The sequence below is a fragment of the Sphingobium sp. FW306-1B-F04DB genome (genome assembly GCF_058781925.1).
The window spans coordinates 24764-48210 of record NZ_JBYSXE010000009.1; the positions used below are offsets into that span (position 1 = coordinate 24764).

23 protein-coding genes are annotated in these 23447 nt (G+C 64.0%); 13 read left to right on the forward strand and 10 right to left on the reverse strand.

Going from position 1 to position 23447, the window contains the following annotated elements; all coding sequences use genetic code 11:
* The first annotated feature begins 59 nt into the window (after positions 1 to 59).
* The 3 genes from AC3WJD_RS06695 to AC3WJD_RS06705 all read left to right on the forward strand — a co-directional run bounded on the left by AC3WJD_RS06695 (position 60) and on the right by AC3WJD_RS06705 (position 5304).
* Positions 60 to 1202, forward strand: a complete 1143-nt coding sequence (locus tag AC3WJD_RS06695; protein ID WP_492745665.1) for an aldose epimerase family protein — start codon at positions 60 to 62, stop codon at positions 1200 to 1202.
* Between the two features lie 32 nt (positions 1203 to 1234).
* A complete protein-coding gene (locus tag AC3WJD_RS06700) occupies positions 1235 to 2377 on the forward strand; it encodes an endo-1,4-beta-xylanase (protein WP_492745667.1) in 1143 nt (380 codons plus the stop codon).
* A gap of 185 nt (positions 2378 to 2562) precedes the next feature.
* Positions 2563 to 5304, forward strand: a complete 2742-nt coding sequence (locus tag AC3WJD_RS06705) for a TonB-dependent receptor (RefSeq protein ID WP_492745668.1) — start codon at positions 2563 to 2565, stop codon at positions 5302 to 5304.
* A 137-nt stretch (positions 5305 to 5441) separates the two neighbouring features.
* On the opposite strand, the gene AC3WJD_RS06710 is transcribed toward AC3WJD_RS06705, so the two are convergent.
* Complete coding sequence (locus AC3WJD_RS06710) at positions 5442 to 6152, reverse strand: FadR/GntR family transcriptional regulator (RefSeq protein WP_492745796.1); 711 nt, start codon at positions 6150 to 6152, stop codon at positions 5442 to 5444.
* Between the two features lie 252 nt (positions 6153 to 6404).
* Here AC3WJD_RS06710 and AC3WJD_RS06715 point away from each other — a divergent pair, with 252 nt between their 5' ends.
* Genes AC3WJD_RS06715 through AC3WJD_RS06725 form a run of 3 tightly spaced genes read left to right on the forward strand, consistent with a single transcriptional unit; the run spans position 6405 to position 9524 of the window.
* Complete coding sequence (locus AC3WJD_RS06715) at positions 6405 to 8000, forward strand: sodium/sugar symporter (RefSeq protein ID WP_492745670.1); 1596 nt, start codon at positions 6405 to 6407, stop codon at positions 7998 to 8000.
* Positions 8001 to 8016: 16 nt separating this feature from the next.
* The gene (locus AC3WJD_RS06720) at positions 8017 to 8892 is read left to right on the forward strand and encodes a 2-dehydro-3-deoxygalactonokinase (RefSeq protein WP_492745672.1); all 876 of its coding nucleotides are present in this window, start codon (positions 8017 to 8019) and stop codon (positions 8890 to 8892) included.
* Positions 8889 to 9524: a 2-dehydro-3-deoxy-6-phosphogalactonate aldolase gene (locus AC3WJD_RS06725; RefSeq protein WP_492745673.1), complete on the forward strand. Its 636-nt coding sequence runs from the start codon at positions 8889 to 8891 to the stop codon at positions 9522 to 9524. Before AC3WJD_RS06720 ends, AC3WJD_RS06725 begins: the two co-directional genes overlap by 4 nt.
* Before the next feature lie 13 nt (positions 9525 to 9537).
* On the opposite strand, the gene AC3WJD_RS06730 is transcribed toward AC3WJD_RS06725, so the two are convergent.
* Together AC3WJD_RS06730 and AC3WJD_RS06735 are read right to left on the reverse strand one after the other, a co-directional pair.
* Positions 9538 to 10572 carry a glycoside hydrolase family 43 protein gene (locus tag AC3WJD_RS06730; RefSeq protein ID WP_492745798.1) on the reverse strand — a complete coding sequence of 345 codons (1035 nt, stop codon included), beginning with the start codon at positions 10570 to 10572 and terminating at the stop codon, positions 9538 to 9540.
* A 5-nt stretch (positions 10573 to 10577) separates the two neighbouring features.
* Positions 10578 to 11594 (reverse strand): glycoside hydrolase family protein, encoded by a 1017-nt coding sequence (locus tag AC3WJD_RS06735; protein ID WP_492745675.1) that lies wholly within the window; start codon positions 11592 to 11594, stop codon positions 10578 to 10580.
* A gap of 164 nt (positions 11595 to 11758) precedes the next feature.
* On the opposite strand from AC3WJD_RS06735, the gene AC3WJD_RS06740 reads away from it, so the two are divergent.
* From AC3WJD_RS06740 to AC3WJD_RS06770, 7 genes are all read left to right on the forward strand, one after another.
* Positions 11759 to 12520 carry an SDR family NAD(P)-dependent oxidoreductase gene (locus tag AC3WJD_RS06740; protein ID WP_492745676.1) on the forward strand — a complete coding sequence of 254 codons (762 nt, stop codon included), beginning with the start codon at positions 11759 to 11761 and terminating at the stop codon, positions 12518 to 12520.
* Positions 12517 to 13692 carry an acyl-CoA dehydrogenase family protein gene (locus AC3WJD_RS06745; protein ID WP_492745677.1) on the forward strand — a complete coding sequence of 392 codons (1176 nt, stop codon included), beginning with the start codon at positions 12517 to 12519 and terminating at the stop codon, positions 13690 to 13692. The genes AC3WJD_RS06740 and AC3WJD_RS06745 overlap by 4 nt, the downstream gene beginning before the upstream one ends.
* Entirely contained in the window at positions 13689 to 14756 is a 1068-nt protein-coding gene (locus tag AC3WJD_RS06750) for a phosphotransferase (protein WP_492745679.1), read from the forward strand. The genes AC3WJD_RS06745 and AC3WJD_RS06750 overlap by 4 nt, the downstream gene beginning before the upstream one ends.
* 94 nt (positions 14757 to 14850) lie before the next feature.
* Positions 14851 to 15537 carry a TetR/AcrR family transcriptional regulator gene (locus AC3WJD_RS06755; RefSeq protein WP_492745800.1) on the forward strand — a complete coding sequence of 229 codons (687 nt, stop codon included), beginning with the start codon at positions 14851 to 14853 and terminating at the stop codon, positions 15535 to 15537.
* 69 nt (positions 15538 to 15606) lie between these two features.
* Positions 15607 to 16053, forward strand: a complete 447-nt coding sequence (locus tag AC3WJD_RS06760; protein ID WP_492745680.1) for a nuclear transport factor 2 family protein — start codon at positions 15607 to 15609, stop codon at positions 16051 to 16053.
* Between the two features lie 23 nt (positions 16054 to 16076).
* Positions 16077 to 17411, forward strand: coding sequence for an aromatic ring-hydroxylating oxygenase subunit alpha (locus tag AC3WJD_RS06765; protein WP_492745681.1), 1335 nt, complete (start codon positions 16077 to 16079; stop codon positions 17409 to 17411).
* A 143-nt stretch (positions 17412 to 17554) separates the two neighbouring features.
* Positions 17555 to 18337: an esterase/lipase family protein gene (locus AC3WJD_RS06770; RefSeq protein WP_492745683.1), complete on the forward strand. Its 783-nt coding sequence runs from the start codon at positions 17555 to 17557 to the stop codon at positions 18335 to 18337.
* Positions 18338 to 18346: 9 nt separating this feature from the next.
* Here AC3WJD_RS06770 and AC3WJD_RS06775 read toward each other — a convergent pair whose 3' ends face one another.
* The 7 genes from AC3WJD_RS06775 to AC3WJD_RS06805 form a co-directional block, all read right to left on the reverse strand.
* Positions 18347 to 18937, reverse strand: a complete 591-nt coding sequence (locus AC3WJD_RS06775; protein WP_492745684.1) for a GNAT family N-acetyltransferase — start codon at positions 18935 to 18937, stop codon at positions 18347 to 18349.
* Entirely contained in the window at positions 18937 to 20016 is a 1080-nt protein-coding gene (locus AC3WJD_RS06780) for an alpha/beta fold hydrolase (RefSeq protein WP_492745686.1), read from the reverse strand. Before AC3WJD_RS06780 ends, AC3WJD_RS06775 begins: the two co-directional genes overlap by 1 nt.
* Entirely contained in the window at positions 20013 to 20357 is a 345-nt protein-coding gene (locus tag AC3WJD_RS06785; protein WP_492745688.1) for a hypothetical protein, read from the reverse strand. Before AC3WJD_RS06785 ends, AC3WJD_RS06780 begins: the two co-directional genes overlap by 4 nt.
* Before the next feature lie 108 nt (positions 20358 to 20465).
* Complete coding sequence (locus AC3WJD_RS06790; RefSeq protein ID WP_492745690.1) at positions 20466 to 21230, reverse strand: SDR family oxidoreductase; 765 nt, start codon at positions 21228 to 21230, stop codon at positions 20466 to 20468.
* A 2-nt stretch (positions 21231 to 21232) separates the two neighbouring features.
* On the reverse strand, positions 21233 to 22060 hold the full coding sequence (locus AC3WJD_RS06795; protein WP_492745692.1) for an SDR family NAD(P)-dependent oxidoreductase: 828 nt from the start codon (positions 22058 to 22060) through the stop codon (positions 21233 to 21235).
* Positions 22050 to 22955, reverse strand: coding sequence for an SMP-30/gluconolactonase/LRE family protein (locus AC3WJD_RS06800; protein WP_492745694.1), 906 nt, complete (start codon positions 22953 to 22955; stop codon positions 22050 to 22052). The genes AC3WJD_RS06795 and AC3WJD_RS06800 overlap by 11 nt, the downstream gene beginning before the upstream one ends.
* Positions 22952 to 23443, reverse strand: coding sequence for a VOC family protein (locus tag AC3WJD_RS06805; RefSeq protein WP_492745696.1), 492 nt, complete (start codon positions 23441 to 23443; stop codon positions 22952 to 22954). Before AC3WJD_RS06805 ends, AC3WJD_RS06800 begins: the two co-directional genes overlap by 4 nt.
* Between the last annotated feature and the right edge of the window lie 4 nt (positions 23444 to 23447).

A 23447-nucleotide genomic window follows, 5' to 3' on the forward strand; every position in this document is an offset into this window, starting at 1 on the left:
TGACTGATATTGCGACAGGCTGCATCGACAGCCGCCGACACGAGGAGAGGACCGCGCCGATGTTGAAAAATGCAGCCACGACGACACTGACCGCCGTGGCGCTCGCGACCGCCGCGCCCGCGATTGCCGCGGACTATCAGCGCGCGAGCTTTGGCACCTTGCCCGATGGCCGTGCGGTCGAGGCGGTGACGCTGACCAACGGCAACGGCGTGTCTGCGCGTGTGATCGCCTATGGCGCGACGCTTCAGGCGCTCGAGATGCCCGACCGCGAGGGACGCAAGGCCGATGTGCTGCTCGGCTATCCGACGCTCGATGGCTATGTCGAGAAGCGCGACTATTTCGGCTCCACCGTCGGCCGCTTCGCCAACCGCATCGCGGAAGGCAAATTCTCGCTCGACGGCAAGCAATACCAGACCACGCTGAACGAGGGCGCCAACGCGCTGCACGGCGGCACCGCGGGCTTCGACAAGGTGCTGTGGGACGTCGTCAAGGTCACCAGGGGCAAGGCCGCGAGCGTCACGCTGCGCTATGTCAGCCACGATGGCGATCAGGGCTATCCGGGCAAGCTCACGGTACTGGCGACCTATTCGCTCGACGAGGCGAACCAGCTGACGATCGAATACAGCGCGACAACCGACCGCTCGACCGTCGTCAACATCACCAACCACGCATATTGGAACCTGGCGGGCGAAGGTTCGGCGGCGGGCGCGATGGGCCATGTCCTCACCATCCCTGCGGACCATTTCACGCCGGTCAACGTCATGCTCATCCCGACGGGCGAGCTGAAGGCGGTGGAGGGAACGCCCTTCGATTTCCGCAAGCCAATGGCGGTGGGCGCGCGCGTCCGCGATACGCGCGACGAGCAGATCGTCTTTGGACGCGGCTACGATCACAATTTCGTGATGAGCAAGGCGCCGGTCGCCAAGCCGCAGCTGATGGCGCAGGTTTCGGATCCGGTGTCGGGCCGCGCCTTCGAGATCTGGTCGAACCAGCCGGGGCTGCAATTCTATTCGGGCAACTTCCTGGACGGCAAGGTCGTCGGCAAATCGGGGCAGGCCTATCGGCAGGGCGATACGGTCGTCTTCGAACCGCAGCTCTTCCCCGACGCGCCCAACCATCCCGCATTCGCGTCCGCGCGGCTAAATCCGGGCCAGACCTATCGCAACACCATCATCTATCGCCTGTCCACCGGGCAGCGCTGAAGCCGTACGCAGAAAACATCAGGGAGGATACGATGAACGCCGCACGCCCATTCATATACGCGCTGGTCGCGGGCGCGAGCCTGTTGGCCATGACGCCCGCGCATGCACGCGACATCTGGACCAAGGAACAGGCGCATGGCTGGTACGACAAGCAGCCCTGGCTGGTCGGCGCCAACTATAATCCCTCGACCGCGATCAACCAGCTCGAGATGTGGCAGGCCGACACCTTCGATCCCAAGCGGATCGACCAGGAGCTCGGCTGGGCGCAGGCGATGGGCATGAACACGATGCGCGTCTACCTCCACAACATGCTGTGGGAGCAGGACGCCAAGGGGCTGAAGCATCGCATCAACCAGTTCCTCGAGATCGCGGCGCGGCACAACATCAAGCCGATGTTCGTGCTGTTCGACAGCTGCTGGGATCCCGAACCCAAACTCGGCCCCCAGCATCCGCCCATTCCCGGCGTGCATAATTCGGGCTGGGTCCAGGCGCCGGGCCGCGCGCGGCTCGAGGACAAGTCGCAATATCCCAAGTTGCGCGCCTATGTGGAGGATGTTGTCGGTACCTTCGCCAAGGACCAGCGGATCCTCGCCTGGGACGTCTGGAACGAACCCAGCAACAGCGGCGGCGGCAACTATCCCCAGCATGTCGGCAAGCAGAAGCTGATCGAGGAACTGCTCGACGACGTCTTTGCCTGGGCGCGCGACAAGAATCCCGTCCAGCCGCTGACGAGCGGCGTGTGGGAGCATGACGACTGGTCGTCGATGGACAGGCTCGATGCGATCGAGAAGATCCAGACCAGCCAGTCCGACGTCATTTCGTTCCATGACTATAACTGGCCCGAGACCTTCGAGCGTCGCGTGAAACAGCTGCAGGGCTATGGCCGGCCGATCCTGTGCACCGAATATATGGCGCGCGGCAACGGCTCGACCTTCGACGGCTCGATGCCGATCGGCAAGCGCCACAATGTCGCGATGATCAACTGGGGCTTTGTCGACGGCAAGTCGCAGACGCGCATGCCGTGGGACAGCTGGAAGAAGCCCTATACCTATGACGAGCCGACCATCTGGTTCCATGAGGTATTGCGCAACGACGGCACGCCGTACCGCAAGGCGGAAGTCGACCTGATCCGTTCGCTGACCGCGGCGCCCAAGGGAGTCGTGCCCCCGCGCTGACTTTCGCTGCGCGAGTCCGAGGAGGGGCAGGAGGCTGTCCCTTCCCGGCGAAAGCGGCGGTGGCGATGTGCGTTTTTTTGTCCCGCATAATTATCATACAAATAATACTTGTCAGACATGAAGCGTTGTGCTTTTGTGGCGTGGAAGCTGGAACGCCAGCGCATCAGAATCGTGGAGGAGGGGAAATGTCGTTGAAGAAGCGGATTCTATATTCGGGCTCGCTGCTGGCCTTGCTCGCAGGCGCGCAGGGTGCCTATGCGCAGGAGGCCCCCGCTGACGAACCGCAGGCCGACGAGATCATCGTCACCGGCCAGCGCGCCAGCCTCGAGGCGGCGAAGGAACTCAAGCGCAATTCGGACCAGGTTATCGAGGCGATCGTCGCCGACGACATCGGGAAGTTCCCCGACACCACGGTTGCCGCCGCGCTCCAGCGCGTGCCGGGCATTCAGGTGGTCAACGGCTTCAACAACGAAATCACCACCCCCCTTATCCGTGGTATCGGCGACATTCTGACCACGCTCGACGGCCGCGAGATCTTTACCGGCGTCGGCCGCGGCTTCGCATTCCAGGACCTGCCGGCAGAAGCGCTCGCGGGCGCCGATGTGTACAAGTCAAATTCAGCGAACCTGATCGAAGGGGGCGTCGCCGGCGTCATCAACCTGAAGCTGCACAAGCCCTTCAACTTCGAGGATGGGACGACCATCGCCGCGAACGTGCGCGGGCTCTATGGCACCGAAGTGGAGAAGTTCAGCTGGACGGCAGGTGCGCTGGTGTCGCACCGCTGGGAAGGCTCGGGTGGCGAGTTCGGTGTGCTTCTCGACGCCTCTTATTCCGATCAGCACTTCAACCGGCCGATCTCCTTCAACTGCGATCCGCGTTCGTCGAACCACGGCCCGCCGGGCGCGGCGAACATGGTGCTTCCGACCTGCGTCGGCGGCCTGACCGACACGGGCAGCTATCAGCGGCCCCAGGTCAATGGCGCCTTCCAGTGGCGGCCCACGCCCGAACTCGAAGTCTATCTTGACGGGCTTTATGCCGGCTATCGCACCAAGTTCAGCACCAATTTCATCTTCTCCGACATCTTCGGTGCGCAGAGCATCACTAACGCCGTCGCCGGCAACAACTGTTTTGAAGCACCCGTTGACGGCGCCGGCTTCCGTGGCGACCCGGGCACTCCGGGGGACCCCAATGACCCCGGTGACCCCAGAGAGAATCTCTGCTTCGGCGAATCCGCGACCTTCAATAACGTCGCCGGGCTGACCAGTACCCAGGCCAAGACGGGCAAGACCGACACCTTCGTGTTCGGTGGCGGCACGCGCTACAACAGCGACGCGGTTCATATCGACCTCGACCTGTCCTATGTGAAGTCGAAGAACAGCAATCGCAACATCATCGTCGACATCCGCAAGCAGATCGATCAGGTGAACATCCAGATCGACGACAATGGCCACGGCACGACCGAGATGCCCGGCGATCCGCTGGGCAATCCCGACGGCTTCCTGCTCGCGAACAGCCTGTTCCAGGACATCAACAAGTCGGACAGCTCGCTGTTCGCGGCCAAGGTCGATGGGGCCTATGATCTGGACGGCTTCGTCAGCCAGCTCCAGTTCGGCATGCGCTATGGGGATCGCAGTGCGCACTTCCGGTCCAATGCGCCCGGCGGGCCGCGCGCGCCCGCCAACACGCCCGTGGCCTCGGCCGGACTGCCGTCCGACTTCCTCATCCTTTCACCCGCATCGATCCCGTTCATCAACGGTGGCGCGCGGTGGTACACGCCCGATCCGGACTATCTGCGCAACAACACCGACGACCTGCGCGTGCTCTACGGCGGCACCGCGGGCGACCCGCCCTTCGATCCGGCGCGCAACTATGACGCAAGCGAGAAGACCTATGCGGTTTACGGGCAGGCCAAGTACGAGTTCGAGCTCGGTGGCGGCATTACCGTCGACGGCCTTGTCGGCGCGCGCCTGACGCGCACCGATCGCACGATTTCGGGCACGGGTATCGTAACGCCGCCCGCAACGCCGGGCAATCCCAACCCGCCGGGGGTTTTGACGCCCGTCACGCGTAGCAGCAGCGACAGCGACATCCTGCCCAATGCCAGCGCGCGCGTGCGTCTGATGCCCGAACTGCAGCTTCGCTTCACCTATGCGAAGACGATCGCGCAGCCCTTTTTCGGCTCTCTCAATCCGGGCCTGACCTATCAGGTGCCCATCAATGCCAATATCCGGCCGAACGGCAGTGGCGGCAATCCCGATCTCCGACCGCAAAAATCGGATGCGTTTGATGCGACGCTCGAATATTATTTCGGCCGCAGCAGCTATATCTCGGCGGCGCTCTACTATCGCAAGATCAAGGATCGCATTGTCACGGACTCCGCCGAGGAAACGATCGACGGCATCATCTACAACATCAGCCGCCCGCGCAATCTTGGTGGCGCGAAGCTGAAGGGGCTCGAGCTCAGCTCGCAGGTGTTCTTCGATTTCCTGCCTGAAGGCCTCGATGGTCTGGGCATGCTGGCGAACTTCACGCTGGCGGACAGCGAGATCACCACCCCCGACGATCCGCTTGAGGGCGAGCCGCTGCTCGGCGTGTCCAAGTACAGCTACAATATTGGCGGTCTCTACGAGAAATATGGCTTCACTGCGCGCGTCGTCTATACGTGGCGCTCGGGTTATGACGAGTTCCAGTTCGGCGGCAACGGGCTGCTGGCGCCCGGCGATGGCCCCTGGTTCAACAAGGTCAAGGCCAATGGCCGCCTCGACTTCTCGGTATCCTACGACATCACCCCGCAGATCGCAGTCAGCGTCGACGGCGTGAACGTGCTTGGCGGGAAGTATCTGAGCTACTTCGACAGCAAGGCATTCCCCCACGACATTCGCGTCGACGACACGTTCTACGGCATGAGCGTTCGGGCCAAGTTCTGAGTGGTGGATGGCCGAAGCGGGGTCGCGTCTTCGGTCATCCTCTCCCCCGGCGGAAAGATATTCCGCCCCTGTTGCGCGGATGGGCTTGCCCGTCCGCGCATCCTTTTGTCCGGGGAGCGCTGCGTTTCGGTCAGGCTCTAACGCGCGGTACCAGGTGCTTCCGAGGTCTCGATCAGATCGATCACATCGCCGATGAGCCGTTCCATCGCGGCGTGCGCCCCCCTGATGTCGCGGGCGACGATCGCGTCGCGTACCGCGGCGTGTTCCACGATATTGGCGGTGCGCCCGGCCATCCGGTTGGTGAAGCGGATCGATGTCCTGAGCGCGGTGCTGACGACGTCGCGGAACTGCGCGTAAAAGGGATTGCCCGACGCGCGCAGGATGGCGACGTGAAACGCGATATCGGCCTCGAGCGGGTCGTCCAGGCCTTCCTCGGCGGCTTCCATGCGCTGCAGCCCTGCAGAAATGGCCTGAAGCTCGTTATCGGTCGCGCGCGCCGCCGCGAGTGCTGCGGCCTGCGGCTCGATGGCGATCCTGAGCTCGCTGAACTGCCGAAGAAGGTCGATCGAGAATTTCCGCTCGAGCAGCCATTTCAGCACGTCGGTATCGAACAGGTTCCACGCGCTCACGGGCTGGATGATCGTGCCCTGGCGCGGCCGGGCGCTGAGCAGACCCTTGGCGGTGAGCATCTTGACCGCCTCGCGTGTCACCGAACGGCTGATGCCGTGCTGCTTGGCGAGTTCGGCTTCGGTAGGAAAGGGCTTGTCGTCATAAGCGCCGATCACGATCGAGCGCCCCAGCGTATCGAGCAGGCCGTGGGTGAGATTGCGTCCAAGCTGCGTGCGCATATCCGCCGGATCGCCGTCAACCACCACTTGTCCTCCCACGCTTCAGCAAAGACTTGCAACCATTATTGCGCTGGCCGCGATTGCCCGACATTTTCCTTCGAGGGAAGCGCGGATGCGGCAAGGCCATTTCAAATCCGATCTTACAGCAACGGATTCGGTGGACAAGTCTGATCAATCTTATAAATGATTAATGTGGTGCAGGCTTCCCGCGGGACGGCGGTGGAGCAGGCTGCGCGCCGAGGGAGGATGACTATGAAACTGGCCACGATCGACCTGATCGTTGTGTGCGTATACGCGATCGGGATTTTCGGCCTTGCCCAATGGGTTTCGCGGGACAAGCAGGGGCACCAGAAGGACTCGACCGACTATTTCCTCGCTTCGAAGGCGCTCCCTTGGTGGGCCATCGGCGCCTCGCTCATCGCGGCGAACATCTCGGCCGAACAGATCGTCGGCATGTCAGGCTCGGGCTACGCGATCGGGCTTGCGATCGCCTCCTATGAGTGGATGGCTGCGCTGACCTTGCTGATCGTGGGCAAGTTCTTCCTGCCGATCTTCCTGCGCAACGAGATCTATACCATGCCCCAGTTTCTGGAGCAGCGTTACGGCCCGTCGATCCGCACGTTGATGGCGATCTTCTGGCTGATCCTCTACGTGTTCGTGAACCTCACATCGATCATCTGGCTCGGCTCGATCGCGGTCAATCAGGTTGCTGGCGTCGATCAGGACGTCGCGCTGGTCGCGCTTGGCGCATTCGCGCTGCTTTATCAGCTCTATGGCGGCCTGAAGGCCGTCGCGCTGACCGATATCGTTCAGGTCACGCTGCTGGTGCTCGGGGGTCTCATGGTATCCGGTCTCACGCTCAGCGAGATCGGCGGCGATGCCGGCATCCTTGGCGGCTTCCAGATCCTGACCGCGCGCGTGCCCGATCATTTCGACATGATCCTCACCCCCGACAATCCATTCTACAAGGATCTGCCCGGCCTCTCGGTGCTGATCGGGGGCATGTGGATCGCCAATCTGAGCTATTGGGGCTTCAACCAGTATATCATACAGCGCGCGCTCGCCGCGAAGAGCCTGTCGGAGGCGCAAAAGGGCGTCGTATTCGCCGCCTTCCTCAAGCTGTTGATGCCCGTGATCATCGTGCTGCCCGGCATCGCGGCGGTGCTGCTCGCGCCCGATCTCGCCAAGCCCGACCAGGCCTATCCGACGATGATGCGCCTGCTGCCAAGCGGCATCCTCGGCCTGGTGTTCGCCGCGCTCATCGCCGCGATCATCGCGTCGACCGCTTCCAAGATCAATTCGATCGCGACGATCTTCACGCTCGACCTCTACGCCAAGTTTCGCCACCAGCCGAGCCGCGTGGAAGAGCATGAAGGAAGCGCCCGTAGCGAGAAGCACCTGGTTCTCGTCGGGCGGTGCGCCGCGGCGGTCTCGATCGTCATCGCGATGATCGTCGCACGTCCGCTGCTTGGAAAGTCCGACCAGGCGTTCCAGTTCATCCAGGAATTCACGGGCTTCTTCACGCCGGGCATCACCGTGATCTTCCTGCTCGGACTCTTCTGGAAGAAGGCGAACGAAGCGGGCGCGATCACGGCCGCGGTGGCGTCGGTCGCGCTCTCCTATCTGTTGAAGACATGGTGGCCCGATCTGCCGTTCCTCGACCGCATGGGGGTCGTCTTCCTCGCGGCGCTCGCGCTTGCGGTGATCGTCTCGCTCGCAAGGCCCGCGCGCGCCGAACGCAACCTGATCACGACCGAGGGGGTGAGCTTCGTGACCTCGTCGAGCTTCAACATCGCGTCGGTCGGTGTCGTGGCGATCCTCGTGGCACTCTACGCAACCTGGTGGTGAAGGGGGGCGACAAGTCGTGACGGGCGAATTCATCGCGGTCGACTGGGGCACGACCAACCGGCGCGCCTACCTGATCGACACGGCGGGCGTGGTGGTCGAGACCGCGCGCGACGATCGCGGCATATTGGCGGTCGGCGCAGGTGGTTTCGCCGCGGAGGCGGCGGCGTTGCGCGCGCGCTATGGCGGACGGCCGATGCTGATGGCGGGGATGGTCGGCTCCAATCGCGGCTGGCACGAGGTGCCCTATGTCGGCTGCCCCGCGACGATCGATGACCTGGCGCGTGCGGCGGTCTGGGTCGAGCCCGGTACGGTCGCGATCGTGCCCGGCGTCAGCACGCTTGTGGATGGTCGGGCCGATGTGATGCGGGGGGAGGAGGTGCAACTGCTCGGCGCCGCTGCCGCCGCGATGGTGCCCGACGACGCATTGCTCTGCCAGCCGGGTACGCATTGCAAATGGGCGTGGATCCGGGACCGTCGGATTGAACATTTCACGACCGCGATGACGGGCGAACTGTTCGCGCTGCTCAAGGCGCACAGTCTGCTGGCCGCGCAGCTCGATGGCCCCGTCACTGCCAATGCCGAGTTTCTCGCGGGTGTCGAGGAAGCACGGCGCGGGGATCTTCTCGCGTCACTCTTCGGCGTGCGCGCCTCGGCGGTGCTGGGGCAGGCGGCAACCGGGCGGGGCGCCGCCTTCATCAGCGGTCTGCTCATCGGCGCCGATGTCGCAGCACGGCAGGGCGTCGCGGGCGGCAATGTCCATCTGCTCGCCGATCCCGGTCTCGGCGCTCTCTATGGCGCCGCTATCAACGCTTGTGGCGGGACACCGCATCTGATCGACAGCCACGCCGCCTTCGTCGCGGGCATCGTCGAAATCTGGAGAAAATTGCCATGACCATCCTTGCCGATTTCCAGCGCGCGTTCGAAGCCTGTCCGCTGGTCGCGATCCTGCGGGGCGTGCGGCCCGACGAGATCGAAGCGGTCGGCGATGCGCTGGTCGAAAGCGGCTTCACGCTGATCGAGGTACCGCTCAATTCACCCGATCCGTTGCGCAGCATAGAGACGCTCGCGAAGAGGATCGGCGATCGCGCGCTGGTGGGCGCGGGTACGGTACTGGCGCCGGGCCAGGTGGATTCGGTGTGTAATGCGGGCGGGCGGCTGATCGTCTCGCCCAACACCAATGTCGAGGTGATCGCGAAGACGGCGCAGGACGGGCTGGTTTCGCTCCCGGGTTTCCAGACGCCAAGCGAGGCCTTCGCCGCGATCGATGCGGGCGCGCACGCGCTCAAGCTTTTTCCTGCGGAGGCTGCGAACCCGCGCGTGCTGAAGGCGTTGCGCGCGGTGGTTCCCGCCGCCATGCCCGTTCTCGCGGTGGGCGGGATCACGCCCGACACGATGCACAGCTGGACGGCGGCGGGGGCGAGCGGCTTCGGTCTCGGCTCGGCGCTCTACAGTGCGGGCATCGATGCGGCGATCGTGCGGGCCAATGCGCAGGCATTCGTGGCCGCGTTGCGCGCCGGGGCCTGACCGGAAGCCAGGCTCAGTTGCCCGAGGGGCGCGGAAGCGGTTCCCTGGGGCCGACCGGTTTGCCGAACACCGGTGCGCCTGCGGCGTCGAATTCGACCTTCTGGATGCGGGGCGAGCGCTTTGGCGTGCACTGCATGTCGGGCCCCGGATTGGCGTGGTAGATGATCCAGGTCTCCTTGCCGTCGGGCGAGGTGAAAAAGCCGTTGTGGCCGGGCGCGTAGACGCTGTTCTCGGGCGCCTTGGCGAAGACAGGCTTCGGCGATTTCGTCCAGGACGCCGCATCGAGCGGATCGCTTCCCGCCGGTGCGCGGAGCAGGCCGAGCGCATAGTCGTCGGACCAGCAGGCGCTGGCGGAATAGGTGAGGAAGAGGTCGCCCTTCGGACCGGGCAGAAATTCGGGACCTTCAAGGATCTGGCGGCCGCCCTGACGTTCCCATTTCAGATCGGGGCGGGCGATGATGGTTTCCTTGCCGTCAAGCGTCCAGGGATTGATCATCCGTGCGATCGAGAGAACGCTGTCGGGTCCGACATAGGGCGAATAGACGAAGTAGCGCTTGCCGCCATAGGTGAAGGTGGTGCCATCGATGCCGGTATGGCGCGTGTTGACCCTGCCGCGGTCGATCCATGTACCCTCGAGCGGATCGTCGGCGCTGTTTTCGAGCACGAAGACGCCGCGATGCGCGTCATCGTCATGGCCGCTCTCCGCGGCGGAGTAATAGATATACCATTTGCCATCGATGCGATGGAGCTCGGGCGCCCAGATCGAGATCGCATTGGGCGCCGTCTTCGGCGGCGTCCACACCGTCTTGCGTTCGGCATTGGCAAGGTCCGCGATGTCGCGGGTCTTCCAGATGGCGAGCGCGTTGCCCAGCGTGTGCATGTAGTAATACTGGTCGCCTTCGCGCGTCACCCAAGGGTCGGGCCCGGAATCGAGTAGCGGGTTGCGAAAATGCCGGGCCGGGGAGTCGGCCTGCGCATGAGCCGCCGGTGGCATCGCCGCGACGCTGGCGAGGGCGATGAGGGCAAGGGCGGATCGCGGAAGTCGCATCATGGTCACCTGTTCGGAAAGGCCGCGACGATCGCGTCATATTGCTTGCGCGAGATCGCGATCATCGAGCCATGGCGAAGGCCCGCGGGCATCTCGAAGCGGTTCCACTCGGGAACGCCGCTGTTTCCCGACACCTGATACCATGGCCCTTCGAGGCGCGGCGCCATCGAGAGGCCATAGCTCGTCCCCGCATATTGCTCGTAATAGAGATACCAGTCGGCGCCGTTGGGTGCGCGGATGATCGTCGGCGCCTCCCGGAAATTGGGACTGAGCGGCGGACCGGGCTCGGGATAGGGACCGAGCATGTCAGATGCGCAGCTGATGCGGATCGTCTTGCCCGTGATCCAGTTGTACGAGGGGTAGCGCTCGTCCTTGATGATCGCGCAATAACCGCCCTCGGGATTGGGCTGAACGATCGTGTCGATCGTCGCCATATCCCAGGAGAAGAGGCGCCGCGGCGGCTTGTCGAACCGGACAAGGTCCTTCGACACCACATAGAGCGTGCGCTGGCTCGCCCAGTATCGCTCGGGATCCTCGTCCGACCCGGGCACATTGGGCGTGTGCCAGGTCAGCAGGAACTGCTTCGAGGGCTTGTCATAATAGAGCTTTGGCGCGCCGATCCGCTGTAGGGCGTTTGGCTGGCCCACGGCCTTGCGGAGATCGGGGCGATAGGTGCCGAAGGGCTTCCAGTTGACGAGGTCATCGGAGACCCAGAAGCGGATTTCGGGATCATCGTCGCTCTTGTTGCCGACGAGGTAGTAACGACCGTCGCCGCCCTGCGCGATCGATGCGTGCCCGTGATAGTCCTCTGAGACGGGGCGCCCGCCATTGACCTGCGTCCAGTGAAGTCCGTCGAGGCTGACCGAATAATAGAGCACGCCGTAGCGCTCCTTGGTCATGTGCGCGAAGAGATAGGCTGAATCGCTCGCCGCGGGCGATTGCCCGGCGGGTGCCGCGATCGACGGAGATGTCGCGCATCCCAGCAACGCGAGCGCCGCGGCGCCCATCAGTCCTCTCAACATATGACGATCCCTCTCCAATTTATTTATCATATAAGTCATATAGAATTGTCATTGTCAAACGCTCGCCGCCGTGCGGCGGGGGCTCATCGATCTCATAGTTGGCAGATGCCGGTTTCCCCATGATTGTCCGGCGCGGACGCGATCTCCGAAGGGGACAGGAAGACATGAAAATCGATGGATTGGCGGCAATCGTGACGGGCGGGGCCTCGGGCCTTGGCGGGGCCACGGCGGAGCGACTCGCCGGGCTTGGTGCCAGGGTGACGATCTTCGATCTCAACGCGGAGCTTGCGGCCGCCAAGGCGAAGGCGATCGGCGGCCATTTCGCGGCATTGGACGTGACCGACGAGGCAGCGGTCGAAGCTGCGATTGTCGAGGCCCAAGCGCTTCATGGGAAGGCGCGCATCCTCGTCAACTGCGCGGGCATCGGGCCGCCCGCCAAGGTGATCGGGCGTGACGGCAGTGCGCTGCCGCTTGCCGATTTCACGAAGATCGTCACGATCAACCTGATCGGCAGCTTCAACGTCCTTTCCAAATTCGCGGCGCGGATCGCCGATGCCGATCCGGTGGGCGAGGAGCGCGGGGTGATTGTCAACACTGCCTCAGTAGCGGCGTTCGACGGGCAGATCGGCCAGGCGGCCTATTCGGCTTCAAAGGGCGGCATCGTCGGCATGACGCTGCCGATCGCGCGCGAGTTCGCGCGGTATGGCATTCGCGTCATGACGGTGGCGCCGGGCATCTTCCTGACTCCGCTGCTCGCGAGCCTGCCGCAGGAAGCGCAGGATTCGCTTGGCCAGCAGGTTCCCTTTCCGAGCCGGCTCGGCGCGCCCGAGGAGTTTGCGCAGATGATCGAGGCGATTATCGCCAATCCGATGCTCAACGGCGAGGTGATCCGCCTCGACGGTGCGATCCGGATGGCGCCGAAATGAGCGGCGTGGGCACGGAACGCGCCGCCGCGATTGCAGACCGGGTCGAGGCCTTTGTCCGCGAGATCGTGGTGCCTTACGAAAAGGATCCGCGGTGCGGCACGCACGGTCCGGCGGAATCGCTCGTCGAGGAGCTTCGCGGCCGGGCGCGCGAGGCGGGCGTGCTGACACCCCACATCATGGCGGACGGCGGCCATCTCAGCCAGCGCGAGACAGCAACGGTGTTGAAGCGTTCGGGGCTGTCGCCGCTGGGGCCCGTGGCGGTCAACACCGCGGCGCCCGACGAGGGCAATATGTATCTGCTCGGCAAGGTCGCGACGCCGGAGCAGAAGGCGCGCTTCCTCGCGCCGCTTGTCGAAGGACGCGCGCGCTCGGCCTTCTTCATGACCGAGCCCGCCGCGGACGGCGGCGCGGGCTCCGATCCTTCGATGATGCAGACTACGTGCCGGCTCGACGGCAATCACTGGGTGATCAACGGCCGCAAGGCGTTCATCACGGGGGCGGACGGCGCGAAGGTCGGTATCGTGATGGCAAAAGCGGACGATGGAGCCTGCATGTTCCTCGTCGACCTGCCCGACCCCGCGATCCGCATCGAGCGCGTGCTCGACACGATCGACAGTTCGATGCCGGGTGGCCATGCGGTGATCACGATCGACAACCTGCGCGTGGCCGCCGACCAGATGCTGGGCGCGAGCGGCGAGGGTTTCCAGTACGCGCAGGTCCGCCTTTCGCCGGCGCGGCTGTCGCATTGCATGCGCTGGCATGGAGCGGCGACGCGCGCGCACGAGATCGCGACCGACTATGCCTGCCGGCGCCACGCCTTCGGCAAGGCGCTGATCGAGCATGAGGGCGTCGGCTTCATGCTCGCGGAGAACCTGATCGACCTCAAGCAGGCCGAGCTGATGATCGACTGGTGCGCCGATGTGCTCGACAGCGGATCGCTGGGGACCGCCGAAAGCTCGATGACGAAGGTCGCGGCCAGCGAAGCGCTGATGCGCGTCGCCGACCGCTGCGTTCAGGTGATGGGGGGCACGGGTGTTTCGGGCGACACCATCGTCGAGCAGGTGTTCCGGGAGATCCGCGCCTTTCGCATCTATGATGGTCCGACCGAGGTGCACAAATGGTCGCTCGCCAAGAAGATCAGGCGCGATTGGAAGGCAGAGCGCCCGTCATGACCGCCGGCGAGCATGCCAATATCGGGACCACGGCAGTGCGCGAGGGCTACAGCCTCGATATCGAACGGCTGACAGAATGGATGCGTGCCAATGTTGACGGCTTCGCGGGGCCGATCGCGCTCGAGCAGTTCAAGGGCGGGCAGTCTAATCCCACCTACAAGATGGTGACGCCTCACCGGTCCTATGTGCTGCGCCGCAAGCCGCCGGGACCGACACTCAAGGGCGCGCACGCGGTCGATCGCGAGGCGCGCGTGCTGACCGCGCTGGGCGGCGTCGGATTTCCCGTAGCGCATGTCCACGGACTGTGCACCGATGACGATGTGATCGGCAGCTGGTTCTACGTCATGGACATGGTCGAGGGGCGGATCTTCTGGGACGCGACGTTCCCCGACGTCCCGCGCGCGGAGCGGCCAGCGTATTTCGACGCGATGAACCAGACGATCGCTCAGCTGCATGCGATCGACCCCGATGCGATCGGGCTGGGCGACTATGGCAAGCCGGGCAATTATTTCGCGCGGCAGATCGCGCGCTGGTCGAAACAATATCTCGAGGACGGTGATGCCGGGCGTGATCAGCATATGGACTGGCTGGTGGAGTGGCTGCCCGCGAACATCCCCGACGATGGTGACGAGACGCGCATTGTCCATGGCGACTTCCGCTGCGACAACATGATCTTCCATCCCAGAGAGCGCCGGGTGATCGCGGTGCTCGACTGGGAGCTCTCGACGCTCGGCCATCCGCTCGCCGATTTCGCCTATCACGCGATGATGTACCGCATGCCCCCGGATATCGTCGCGGGGCTCGCGGGCGCCGACCTGACGGCGCTCAATATCCCGTCCGAGCAGGCCTATGTCGCGGCCTATTGCCGCCGCACCGGGCGCGATGCGATTCCCGATTTCGAATTCTACATCGCGTTCAACCTGTTCCGCCTCGCCGCGATCTTCCACGGCATCAAGGGGCGCGCCATCCGGGGAACTGCGGCGTCGGCGCATGCCGGCGAGCGCGCGAAACATTTCGAGACGCTTGCGGCGCTCGCCGCCGCCTCCGCGGGGCAGCGCGGATGACCCGCCGGTCCTACGCCTTGCCAGGCAGCTGGCGCCATGTCGTCGGTTTGGGATATTGAGCGAGGGGTCAGTCGAGGACGGGATATTGGACAGAGTGCTGCCGACGAGCTCGAAGGTCGCGGACCGGCAATTTACGGCCAAGGGTGAGCGCACCCGCGCGATGATCCTCGACGCGGCGGAGCGCCAGTTTGCGGAGCGGGGTTATGATGGCGTTTCGCTGCGGCAGATCATGCAGGAAGCGTCCGTGCAGATGGGGCAGCTCCAGCACTATTTTACTTCGAAGGAGGACGTGTTCGTCAGCGTCCTCGAACGACGCCTTCCCGAAGTGATCGGGGGCTATGCGGACGCTCTGGCTTCGCTGCAACGCCTCGACGAGACCGGCGCGGTTGACCTTCAGGCCGTCGTCCGCGCGATCCTTGCCATTTCCCGGGACTGGCTGACGGGAAGCGACCCGGGCAAACATCGCTATCTCAAGATGCTGGGCCTGAGCACGATAAGTTTCAGCCAGACCGATTATGTTGCCAGGCACGCCGAAGCCTTCAAGCCGCTCAACGAGATCAGCACGGGTTGGCTGGCACGGCTGTATCCCGCCTTGCCCGCCGACCGCATCGAGGCCGCCTTTCAGCTGATCGAGGCAAGCCTGCTGAGCCTTTACGTCAACATCGATGCAATCTTCGCACGGTCAGGTCGAAAACCGACGCCCGAGGGGGTGGTTTCGCTGTGCGACGATCTCGAGACCTTCATCGTCGGCGGAGTCAGCCGCCTGCTGGAGAACCCCTGACATTATCGTTAGTAGGCACCGTCTAAAAATAGTGCGATTGCACCAATACGGAGCCACCAAGGATGCCACATGACAATAGCACCAATCGAGGATCGTCTCGCGATTCAGGATCTCATGACCGCCTATTGCTATGCTGTGGACAAGCTCGAGGACGTCGACGACCTGCTCGATCTCTTCACCGAAGATGCGGTCCTCGATTTCACCGCGATCGGCCTTCCGCTGATGAACGGCCATGGCGACATGCGGCGATTCTACGAGGCCGTGTTCGCCGATATGTCGCACCACGCGCATTACATCACCAACTTCAGGCTCGACCGCTATGACGGCGATACCGCGTCGATGCGCGCCTATGTCATCGGGTTGGGCCATGCCAAGGACGGCAACAGCGTTCATGTGAACGTGTGCTATATCTTCGATGCCGTACGGGCCGGCGCGGGCTGGAAGGCCAGTCGCTATTCGATGTTCGCGATGATGCCGCTGCCAGCATCGCTCGCCGAAATACACAGCGACCGCTGATCCTCCGTATCCAGGAGATCGACATGAATGATCCGACCCCGATCCGGGCCACCTATCCGACTTCACCTCTGGCCGAATATCCGGTGGCGCGCGGCGACCCCATCACGGGCGACCGCTACTGGTCGAAGGAGTTCGCCGAGCGCGAATGGGAGCACATGTGGAAGCGCGTCTGGCACGTCGGCGGGCGCGAGGCCCAGCTCGAGGAACCGGGCGACTTCATCGTCCACAATTTCAGGCATGAATCGGTCGTCATGGTGAGGCAGGAAGATGGCGCGATCCGCGCCTTCTTCAACGTCTGCAAGCATCGCGGAAACCGGCTCGTGAGCTCGGCGGAGGGCAGCGTGCCCCGCTTCACCTGCCCCTATCATGGTTGGCAATGGAATATCGACGGCAGCCTCGGCCATGTGCAGGATCCCGAGGACTTCCCGCAGGGCAATCCCTGCGGCAAGCTGCGCCTGAGCGAGCTGCGCTGCGAGACATGGGGCGGTTTCATCTTCTGGTCGTTCGATCGCAATGCCGCGCCGCTGCTGGAGTATCTGGAGCCCATCCCCGAGCTGTTCGCCAACCGCGACCTCGCGAACTACAAGCGCGTCGTCTGGCGCACGCTCCGCGTCAACACCAACTGGAAGTTCGCCTCGGACAATTTCAACGAGGCCTATCATATCCCCGCGGTCCATCCGCAGTTCCAGCCGATGATCGACGACCACTATTCGACGACCATCTTCGAGATGTACCCCGCGGGCCACAACCGCATGATCGAGAAGCTCCAGCCGTCGAGCCGCTATCCCGACGCGCAACAGGTCAAGCCGCTCTGGGCGGAGCTGCTGCGCGAGTGGGAGATCGATCCTGCCAACTTCGAAGGCCGCGCGCAGCAGGGCCGCACGGCGCTGCAGCAGGCCCGTCGCAGGCTGGGGCCGTCACGCGGCTTTGCCTATTTCGACAGGCTCATGGACGACGAGCTGACCGACCAGTTCCATCACACGCTCTTCCCCAACCTGACGCTGACCGGAACCGCGGAAGGCCTGCACGTCTTCCGCACCGAGCCCGATGCCGAGGATCCCAACTGGTCGACCTTCGATTACTGGTATCTGGTGCCCGAGGTAGACGGCGCGACCGAGGTGGCGACGCTTTACGGCATGCGCCCTTATGTCGAGGCGGAGCATGATACGAGCGACTTTGCCGATTATCAGGCGCAAATAGCGCAGGGCGATTTCCTCACGCAGGATCTGTCGCTCGCCGAAACCCAGCAGCGTGGCCTTCGCTCGATGGCTTTCGAGAGCGCCTATCTCAGTGGACAGGAAACGCGCGTGGCCCGGTTTCACGAGGTGCTCAATGACTATCTGGAAGGGCGGCGGTGATGCATCGCCGACCCGGCCAGTGCGAGTTTGGGAAGATTACAGTTCGTCCTTGTCCTCAGGAATGATTGCCACGTCACGGGCTTTGTGGTCCAAGGAAACCGAAGGCGGTCGACACTGCACGATCGCCACCGGGAATGGCTCGAATGGCGACACGAGGCGACGCAAGCGGGATACAGCCCCCGTCGATGTTCCTGACGGCGATGGAGCTGCTGCGAAGCCCGTTCGAGGCCATGTCGCTCATGATCCTGGGCGCTTCGTCGAACGATCTCGCCAGGGGCGATGGGCATCCCGTGCTTGTGCTGCCGGGATTTGCTACCGACGACAACTGGACTTTTCTTCTTCGCCAGTTTCTTGAAGAACTCGGCCACGATGTTCACCCTTGGGGCCTGGGATGGAATCTCGATCATCGGACGACTGGTGCTGACGGCGAACGCGTCGCCCGCCGGATTCGCGATCTTCGCGACGCAACGGGAAGAACGGTAAGCCTGGTGGGCTGGAGCCTTGGTGGCGTGATCGCGCGCGAAGCCGCGCGGCGCGATCCGGAGGACGTGCGCCAGGTCATCACGCTCGCCAGTCCCTTTGGCGGCAACCCGGGAGCCAACCGGATCCGCCTGCTCTACGAGCAGCTGACCGGCAATGACGTCAACGGCGAGGCGGCCCGCAGCCGCTTTGCGCGTGGCCATATGCCGCTGGGCATCCCCGCGACGTCGATCTTCAGCCGCAGCGACGGCATGGTCCCCTGGGAAAACTGTCAGGCCGGACCTGCGCCGCTGGTCGAGAATGTCGAGGTGCATTCGAGCCATATCGGCATGGTCGTCAATCCGGCGGTATTCCACGTCGTCGCGGACCGGCTGGCGCAGCCCGAAGGCCAATGGAAACCCTATGTGCCGCCGGCGACACTCAGGCCGCTGTTCGTCGGCGCGTGAGGCGCCGGATCAGTTGGGGCGATTGCCCATGCCATAGACTTCACGCTGCGCGGTGCTGCGGTCGGTCGAAAGGCTGAAGACCACGATATCGTGCGAGTTGCCATTCGCGTCGCGGACATGATCGCGCAGCAGCGCCTCGGGCCGGAACCCCATTTCCTCGAACAGCGCGATCGCGCTCAGCTGGTCAGGGGTCATTTTCGCGGTCAGCTTGTCGAGATCGAGCGCGAGGGCCAGCGCAAATCCCTCCTGAAGGATCAGCCGACCAAGGCCATTGCCGCGCATTTCGGGGCTGAGCAGTAGGCGGATTTCGCCAACGTGTCGCGACCAGCTCAACTGATCCCGAACGATCGCTACGCACCCGACGACCTCGCGCTCGCGTGTCGCGAGCAACGTGTGGATCGTTCCATTGTTGATTTCGTCGATCCATGCGGAAACGACCTTCGCATTGCGAATGTCGCGCGCGAGAAAGAGCAGATCGTGGACGGGGAGCTGTGCCGCGAAATCGAGGACCGGCTGCGCATCGGCAGCGGTCATCTTGCGGATGACGACGTTCAGCTCCTTATGCGGAAGGACGCGGGGAAAACTTAGATAGCCGCTCATTATACCGATCTCCTGCCAAGCCAGGCATCGATGGATGGCCAAAGTCGCTTGACCGCCGCCGGGCCGGCGACGACACTGACATGCCCCCCCTTGACGACGATCTCTTCATAGTCGTCCGACGATACCAGCGATTTCAGCGGGCTCGCGGCTGGATGGGGCACGACGTGATCATGCTGCGCGATGATGTTGAGGATCGGCGCGGTGATACGGCCGAGATCGATCCGTTCGCCGCCGATGACGAGCTCGTTCCTGCACAGCGAATTGCGCCAGAGGAATTCCTTCGTCGTCTGCCGGAAATATTCCCCTGGCAGCGGCAGCGTCTCGGCTGACCAGCGATCGAACATCCGATAGGACTTCACGAACTCATCGTTCCACATGTTGGTCCAGAGCTGCAGCCTTCCCGCGGTGCGATTTGCGGGCCGCATCATGTCGAAGGCTCCGAGAATGAATTCCCCGGGCACGTTGCCGATCGTGTCGACGAGCCGATCGACGTCGAAGTGTCTGGGATCGGCCCAGGCGCGAAACAGCGTCATATGTTCGAAGTCGACGGGCGTGGTGAACAGGACGAGATTCCGGATCGAGTCGGGCTCGGCGATAGCGGCATGGATGACGGCAAGCGTCCCGCCCATGCAGTAGCCGAGCAGCGTGACGTCCGGCTCCCCCGTGACCTCGCTGATCAGCGCGAGGCACTCGGGAAGCATGCGCTGCACATAGTCCTCGAGCTTCAGCGTCGACTCCTCACGACGCGGCGGGAGCCAGTCGATCATGAACACGTCGTAGCCGTGCTTCAGCAGGAACTCGACGAAGCTCTGGCCCCTGGCCAGGTCGAAGACGTAGCCCCGGTTGGACGTGGGCGAGACGAGGAGGACCGGCACGCGATAGAGTTCGTCGGTGACCGGACGATAATGATAGAAGGCGAGGGTTCCGCGGCGCAGGAGAACGTCCTTTTCCATCGCGCCCACGTCCTGCTTGGGCGCTGCAAGGAACTCAAAACCCTTGATGTTGCGCCGTATCGCGCGATCGATCTCCAGACGGACGCGGTCCGCAACGTCGTCCAGGCCGCCGCGCTGGTCGGTCATCGCGCTTCAGGGGGACGCCGGGTGCGCGGCGGGCGCTCTGCCGGCGTCCCCTCGGATCGTGCGGCCAGCAAACCGTCGAGCTTCTCCTCGATCCGGTCGAGCCGTTCGGCGATGTCGCGGATCTGCGACTCATGGGGAAGGTGCAGCGTGGTCAGGAACTTCTCCATATATTCGCCGAAGGATTTCTGCGCGAGCAGCGACAGCTGTGTCGTCTGGTTCATCGACTGGCTGAATTCTTCCTTGCCGCTGAACTGGTTGGACAGATCGTTCATCTGCCTTTCCCACTGGCTGACGAGTTTCTGCCATTCGGCAACCGGATCGAAGCTGGCTTTGTCTGTCATGGCCTGGTGCTCGCGTATCGCGTGGACGACCTCTGCTGAAGAATAGAACCCTGTGCTGCAGCCGCGGCAAGCGAACAAACGCGCGCCTGTTACAAAAGCTAGTCGGGCCTAGAGATGCATTCCGCCGCTCGCCTGGATCACCTGACCCGTGAGCCAGCGACCGGCGGGCGAGGCGAGGAACGCAACGACCTCGGCTATGTCCCCGGCCTCGCCGATGCGGCCCAGCGCGGTATGCGCCTCGATCGCTTCCCTGAAACCCTCGGCATCGATGAGTGACGCGATGAAATCGGTGGCGGTTGCCCCCGGGGCGACCGCGTTCACCGTAATGCCGCGTTTGCCGAGTTCGGCCGCAAGCGACCGGGTGAAAGCGTTCACGCTCGCCTTGGTCATGGCATAGGCGATGCAGCCGGGATACGCCGCCAGCGACACCATCGACGACAGGTTGACGATGCGCCCGCCGTCGCGAAGGCGTGGCACCACCGCCTGCGTCAGGAAGAACATGCCGCGCACGTTGACCGCAAAGAGCCGGTCATAGGTCCCGGCGTCGGTCTCGCGGAGCGCTGCCATCGTGCCCACGCCAGCGTTGTTGACGAGAATATCGAGCCCCGCTGCGCCCCGCGACGCGAGCTCGCTGTCCAGCCCGTCCACCAGCCCCACGATCGCACCCTCCTGCGACAGATCGGCGCCCACCACAAAGGCGGTACCGCCGCCTGCCTCGATCGCCGCAACCGTTTCGCCTGCCGACGCGGCATCGGACCCGTAATGCACCGCCACGAGCGCCCCGTCCCCGGCCAGCTGCAATGCGATCGCGCGGCCTATCCCACGCGAGGCGCCGGTCACGAGCGCGGTCTTGCCGTTCAGCATCCCGGCCATCGTCAGTATTTCACGTTGCGCGTGAAGCCGCCATCGACGGTCAGGTTGACGCCCGTGATCCAGGATGCGCGCGCGCTAGCGAGATAGGCGACCGCGTCGGCCACCTCCTCGGGCCTGCCGAAGCGGCCCGAAGGCTGGCGCGCGATGTTGGTGGCGTAATAGTCGGGCAGTTCCTTTTCGAGATAGTCCCAGGAGCCGCCCTTCAGGTAGATCGGGCCCGGCGAGACGCAGTTGCACCGGATGCCTTCGCCCATATGCTCGAGCGCGAGCTGATGGGCATAGTTGATGAGCGCGGCCTTGATCGCGCCATAGCTGAAACCGCTGCCGACAAAGGTGTGGTTCTCGAACGCGGTGATCGTGCCGAGCTGGACGAAGGCGGCGGGTGCGGCTGCCTTCAGATGCGGATAGGCCGCGTCCCACATCGCGACCGCCGATTTCAGATCGACATTGTAGTTGATGTCCCAGCCTTTGGGCGAACGCGGGATCCCGCCCAGCGCGCTGGCACAGGAGACGACGATGTCGATCCCACCCATCTGCTCCGCCGCGCTCTCGACCCAGCGGAAGACCTGATCGTAATAGCCGCAATCGACCACTGCGCCATAGACCGTGCCGCGCTTGCCCAGCGTCTCGACTGCTTCCTCGACGCCCTCGCCGTGAAGCGGATTGACGTGCACGTCGGGGTCGCTCGGATCGGCCTCGCCGCCGTGCGCGCGCCGACCGCAAAAGGCCACGGTCGCCCCCTCGTCGAGAAAGCGTTCGACGATCGCGCGCCCGACACCGCGCGTGGCGGCACTGACCACGACGCGCTTGCCCGCAAGTTCAAGATCCATGACCGCTGCTCCCCGCAATCCGGCTCCAGAATGGCCGCAGCCCGGCGATATCGCTTCTCAGCCTGATCATGCCGCCGACGTCAGGATGCGACTCGTCGCTGCCGGTCGTGACATAGAGATCGCACGAGTCAGCGCCGCCAAAGGCAAGGCTGGTGACGCTCGGGAAGGGAAGGGCGATGCGCCGGTCGAGACTTGCGTCAGGCCGATAGCGGCGCAACTCGGCAGTCTGCCAGCAGGCGACCCAGACACCGCCCTCGACATCGACCGCAAGGCCGTCGCAATCCTCGATCGCCGCGAACAATTCGGGGCTGTGCGGCATGCCATCCTCGCCCAGCCGCCAGACCCAGACACCCACGGTCGATTCCGCAAGGTAGAGCAGGCTGTTGTCGGGGCTGAAGCCGATGCCGTTGGGCGCAACCATGTCATCGCGGAAAATGCGGACCTCGCCCGAGGGGGCGAGGTGGAAGAACAGCCCGCCCGAGGGCAGCTCGCCGCGCTCGAACACCGCACCGAAATCGATCGTGCCCCCGAAAATGCCGCCCCCGGCATCCGCCTCGATATCGTTGACCGCGATGATCGGCGCGCCATTCAGTTCGCTCAGCAGCGTGTGTCTCTCGCCCGTCGCCGGATCGATCGACACGAGACCGCCCTTGCCGCCGCACAGGATCGCACCGCTCTCGTCGCGCACCGCGCCGCCGATCCAGATGCGGTCGGGCACGACGCTGCGCATGCGCCCGTGCGGATCGCAGAGATGATAGCCGCCTCCGGTCAGGTCGCTGAAATAGACGGTGCCGTCATCGCCGACGCGGGGCGCCTCGGCAAAGGCGAATCCCCGTGCGATCGTATCGAATTTGGCCTCGACCGGATCTGTCGGGGGGATCGGTGTGCTGCTCACAGCGGCTGGATCGCGCTGTTTTCGTTGATTTCGAGCAACTCGAACACATTACCGAAGAAATCGCGCCCATAAGTGGACTTGAATCCCAATTTGCGGCCGCCTTCCTCTTCGGGACCTCCCGAATGCTTTGGGGCGCAATGGAAGGTGATCCCCGCGGCGCGCATCCGGTCATAGATCGCGTCGATGTCGCTGACCTGAAGGCCGAAATGCGTATAGCCGAAGCGATTGACGGGCCGCATCGGATCCTGTGCGGGCGCGCGCGGGGTCAGATACTCGAATACCTCGATATAGGCGTTGCCCAGCCGCGCCATGAATTGCCGTCCCGAACAGTCGGGCAGGCCGACGATCTCGTTGATGAAGGCATTTCCCTCATCCCATTCGGCCTGCGACACCTCTTTCGCGCCCAGCAGGTCGAGATAGAATTCGCGCGCCTTGTCGATGTCGGGAACCGACACAGCGACATGGTGGACACCCTGGAACTGGTTCACCCTT

What these genes read in the sequence shown, in the direction of transcription:
- AC3WJD_RS06695 (WP_492745665.1), top strand. Translation starts at nt 60, where the DNA reads ATGTTGAAAAATGCAGCCACGACGACACTGACCGCCGTGGCGCTCGCG.
- AC3WJD_RS06775 (WP_492745684.1), bottom strand. Translation starts at nt 18,937, where the DNA reads ATGAGCGGCTATCTAAGTTTTCCCCGCGTCCTTCCGCATAAGGAGCTG.
- AC3WJD_RS06760 (WP_492745680.1), top strand. Translation starts at nt 15,607, where the DNA reads ATGACAATAGCACCAATCGAGGATCGTCTCGCGATTCAGGATCTCATG.
- AC3WJD_RS06700 (WP_492745667.1), top strand. Translation starts at nt 1,235, where the DNA reads ATGAACGCCGCACGCCCATTCATATACGCGCTGGTCGCGGGCGCGAGC.
- AC3WJD_RS06795 (WP_492745692.1), bottom strand. Translation starts at nt 22,060, where the DNA reads ATGGATCTTGAACTTGCGGGCAAGCGCGTCGTGGTCAGTGCCGCCACG.
- AC3WJD_RS06710 (WP_492745796.1), bottom strand. Translation starts at nt 6,152, where the DNA reads ATGCGCACGCAGCTTGGACGCAATCTCACCCACGGCCTGCTCGATACG.
- AC3WJD_RS06790 (WP_492745690.1), bottom strand. Translation starts at nt 21,230, where the DNA reads ATGGCCGGGATGCTGAACGGCAAGACCGCGCTCGTGACCGGCGCCTCG.
- AC3WJD_RS06730 (WP_492745798.1), bottom strand. Translation starts at nt 10,572, where the DNA reads ATGCGACTTCCGCGATCCGCCCTTGCCCTCATCGCCCTCGCCAGCGTC.
- AC3WJD_RS06725 (WP_492745673.1), top strand. Translation starts at nt 8,889, where the DNA reads ATGACCATCCTTGCCGATTTCCAGCGCGCGTTCGAAGCCTGTCCGCTG.
- AC3WJD_RS06750 (WP_492745679.1), top strand. Translation starts at nt 13,689, where the DNA reads ATGACCGCCGGCGAGCATGCCAATATCGGGACCACGGCAGTGCGCGAG.
- AC3WJD_RS06785 (WP_492745688.1), bottom strand. Translation starts at nt 20,357, where the DNA reads ATGACAGACAAAGCCAGCTTCGATCCGGTTGCCGAATGGCAGAAACTC.
- AC3WJD_RS06740 (WP_492745676.1), top strand. Translation starts at nt 11,759, where the DNA reads ATGAAAATCGATGGATTGGCGGCAATCGTGACGGGCGGGGCCTCGGGC.
- AC3WJD_RS06705 (WP_492745668.1), top strand. Translation starts at nt 2,563, where the DNA reads ATGTCGTTGAAGAAGCGGATTCTATATTCGGGCTCGCTGCTGGCCTTG.
- AC3WJD_RS06735 (WP_492745675.1), bottom strand. Translation starts at nt 11,594, where the DNA reads ATGTTGAGAGGACTGATGGGCGCCGCGGCGCTCGCGTTGCTGGGATGC.
- AC3WJD_RS06715 (WP_492745670.1), top strand. Translation starts at nt 6,405, where the DNA reads ATGAAACTGGCCACGATCGACCTGATCGTTGTGTGCGTATACGCGATC.
- AC3WJD_RS06770 (WP_492745683.1), top strand. Translation starts at nt 17,555, where the DNA reads ATGGCGACACGAGGCGACGCAAGCGGGATACAGCCCCCGTCGATGTTC.
- AC3WJD_RS06780 (WP_492745686.1), bottom strand. Translation starts at nt 20,016, where the DNA reads ATGACCGACCAGCGCGGCGGCCTGGACGACGTTGCGGACCGCGTCCGT.
- AC3WJD_RS06765 (WP_492745681.1), top strand. Translation starts at nt 16,077, where the DNA reads ATGAATGATCCGACCCCGATCCGGGCCACCTATCCGACTTCACCTCTG.
- AC3WJD_RS06745 (WP_492745677.1), top strand. Translation starts at nt 12,517, where the DNA reads ATGAGCGGCGTGGGCACGGAACGCGCCGCCGCGATTGCAGACCGGGTC.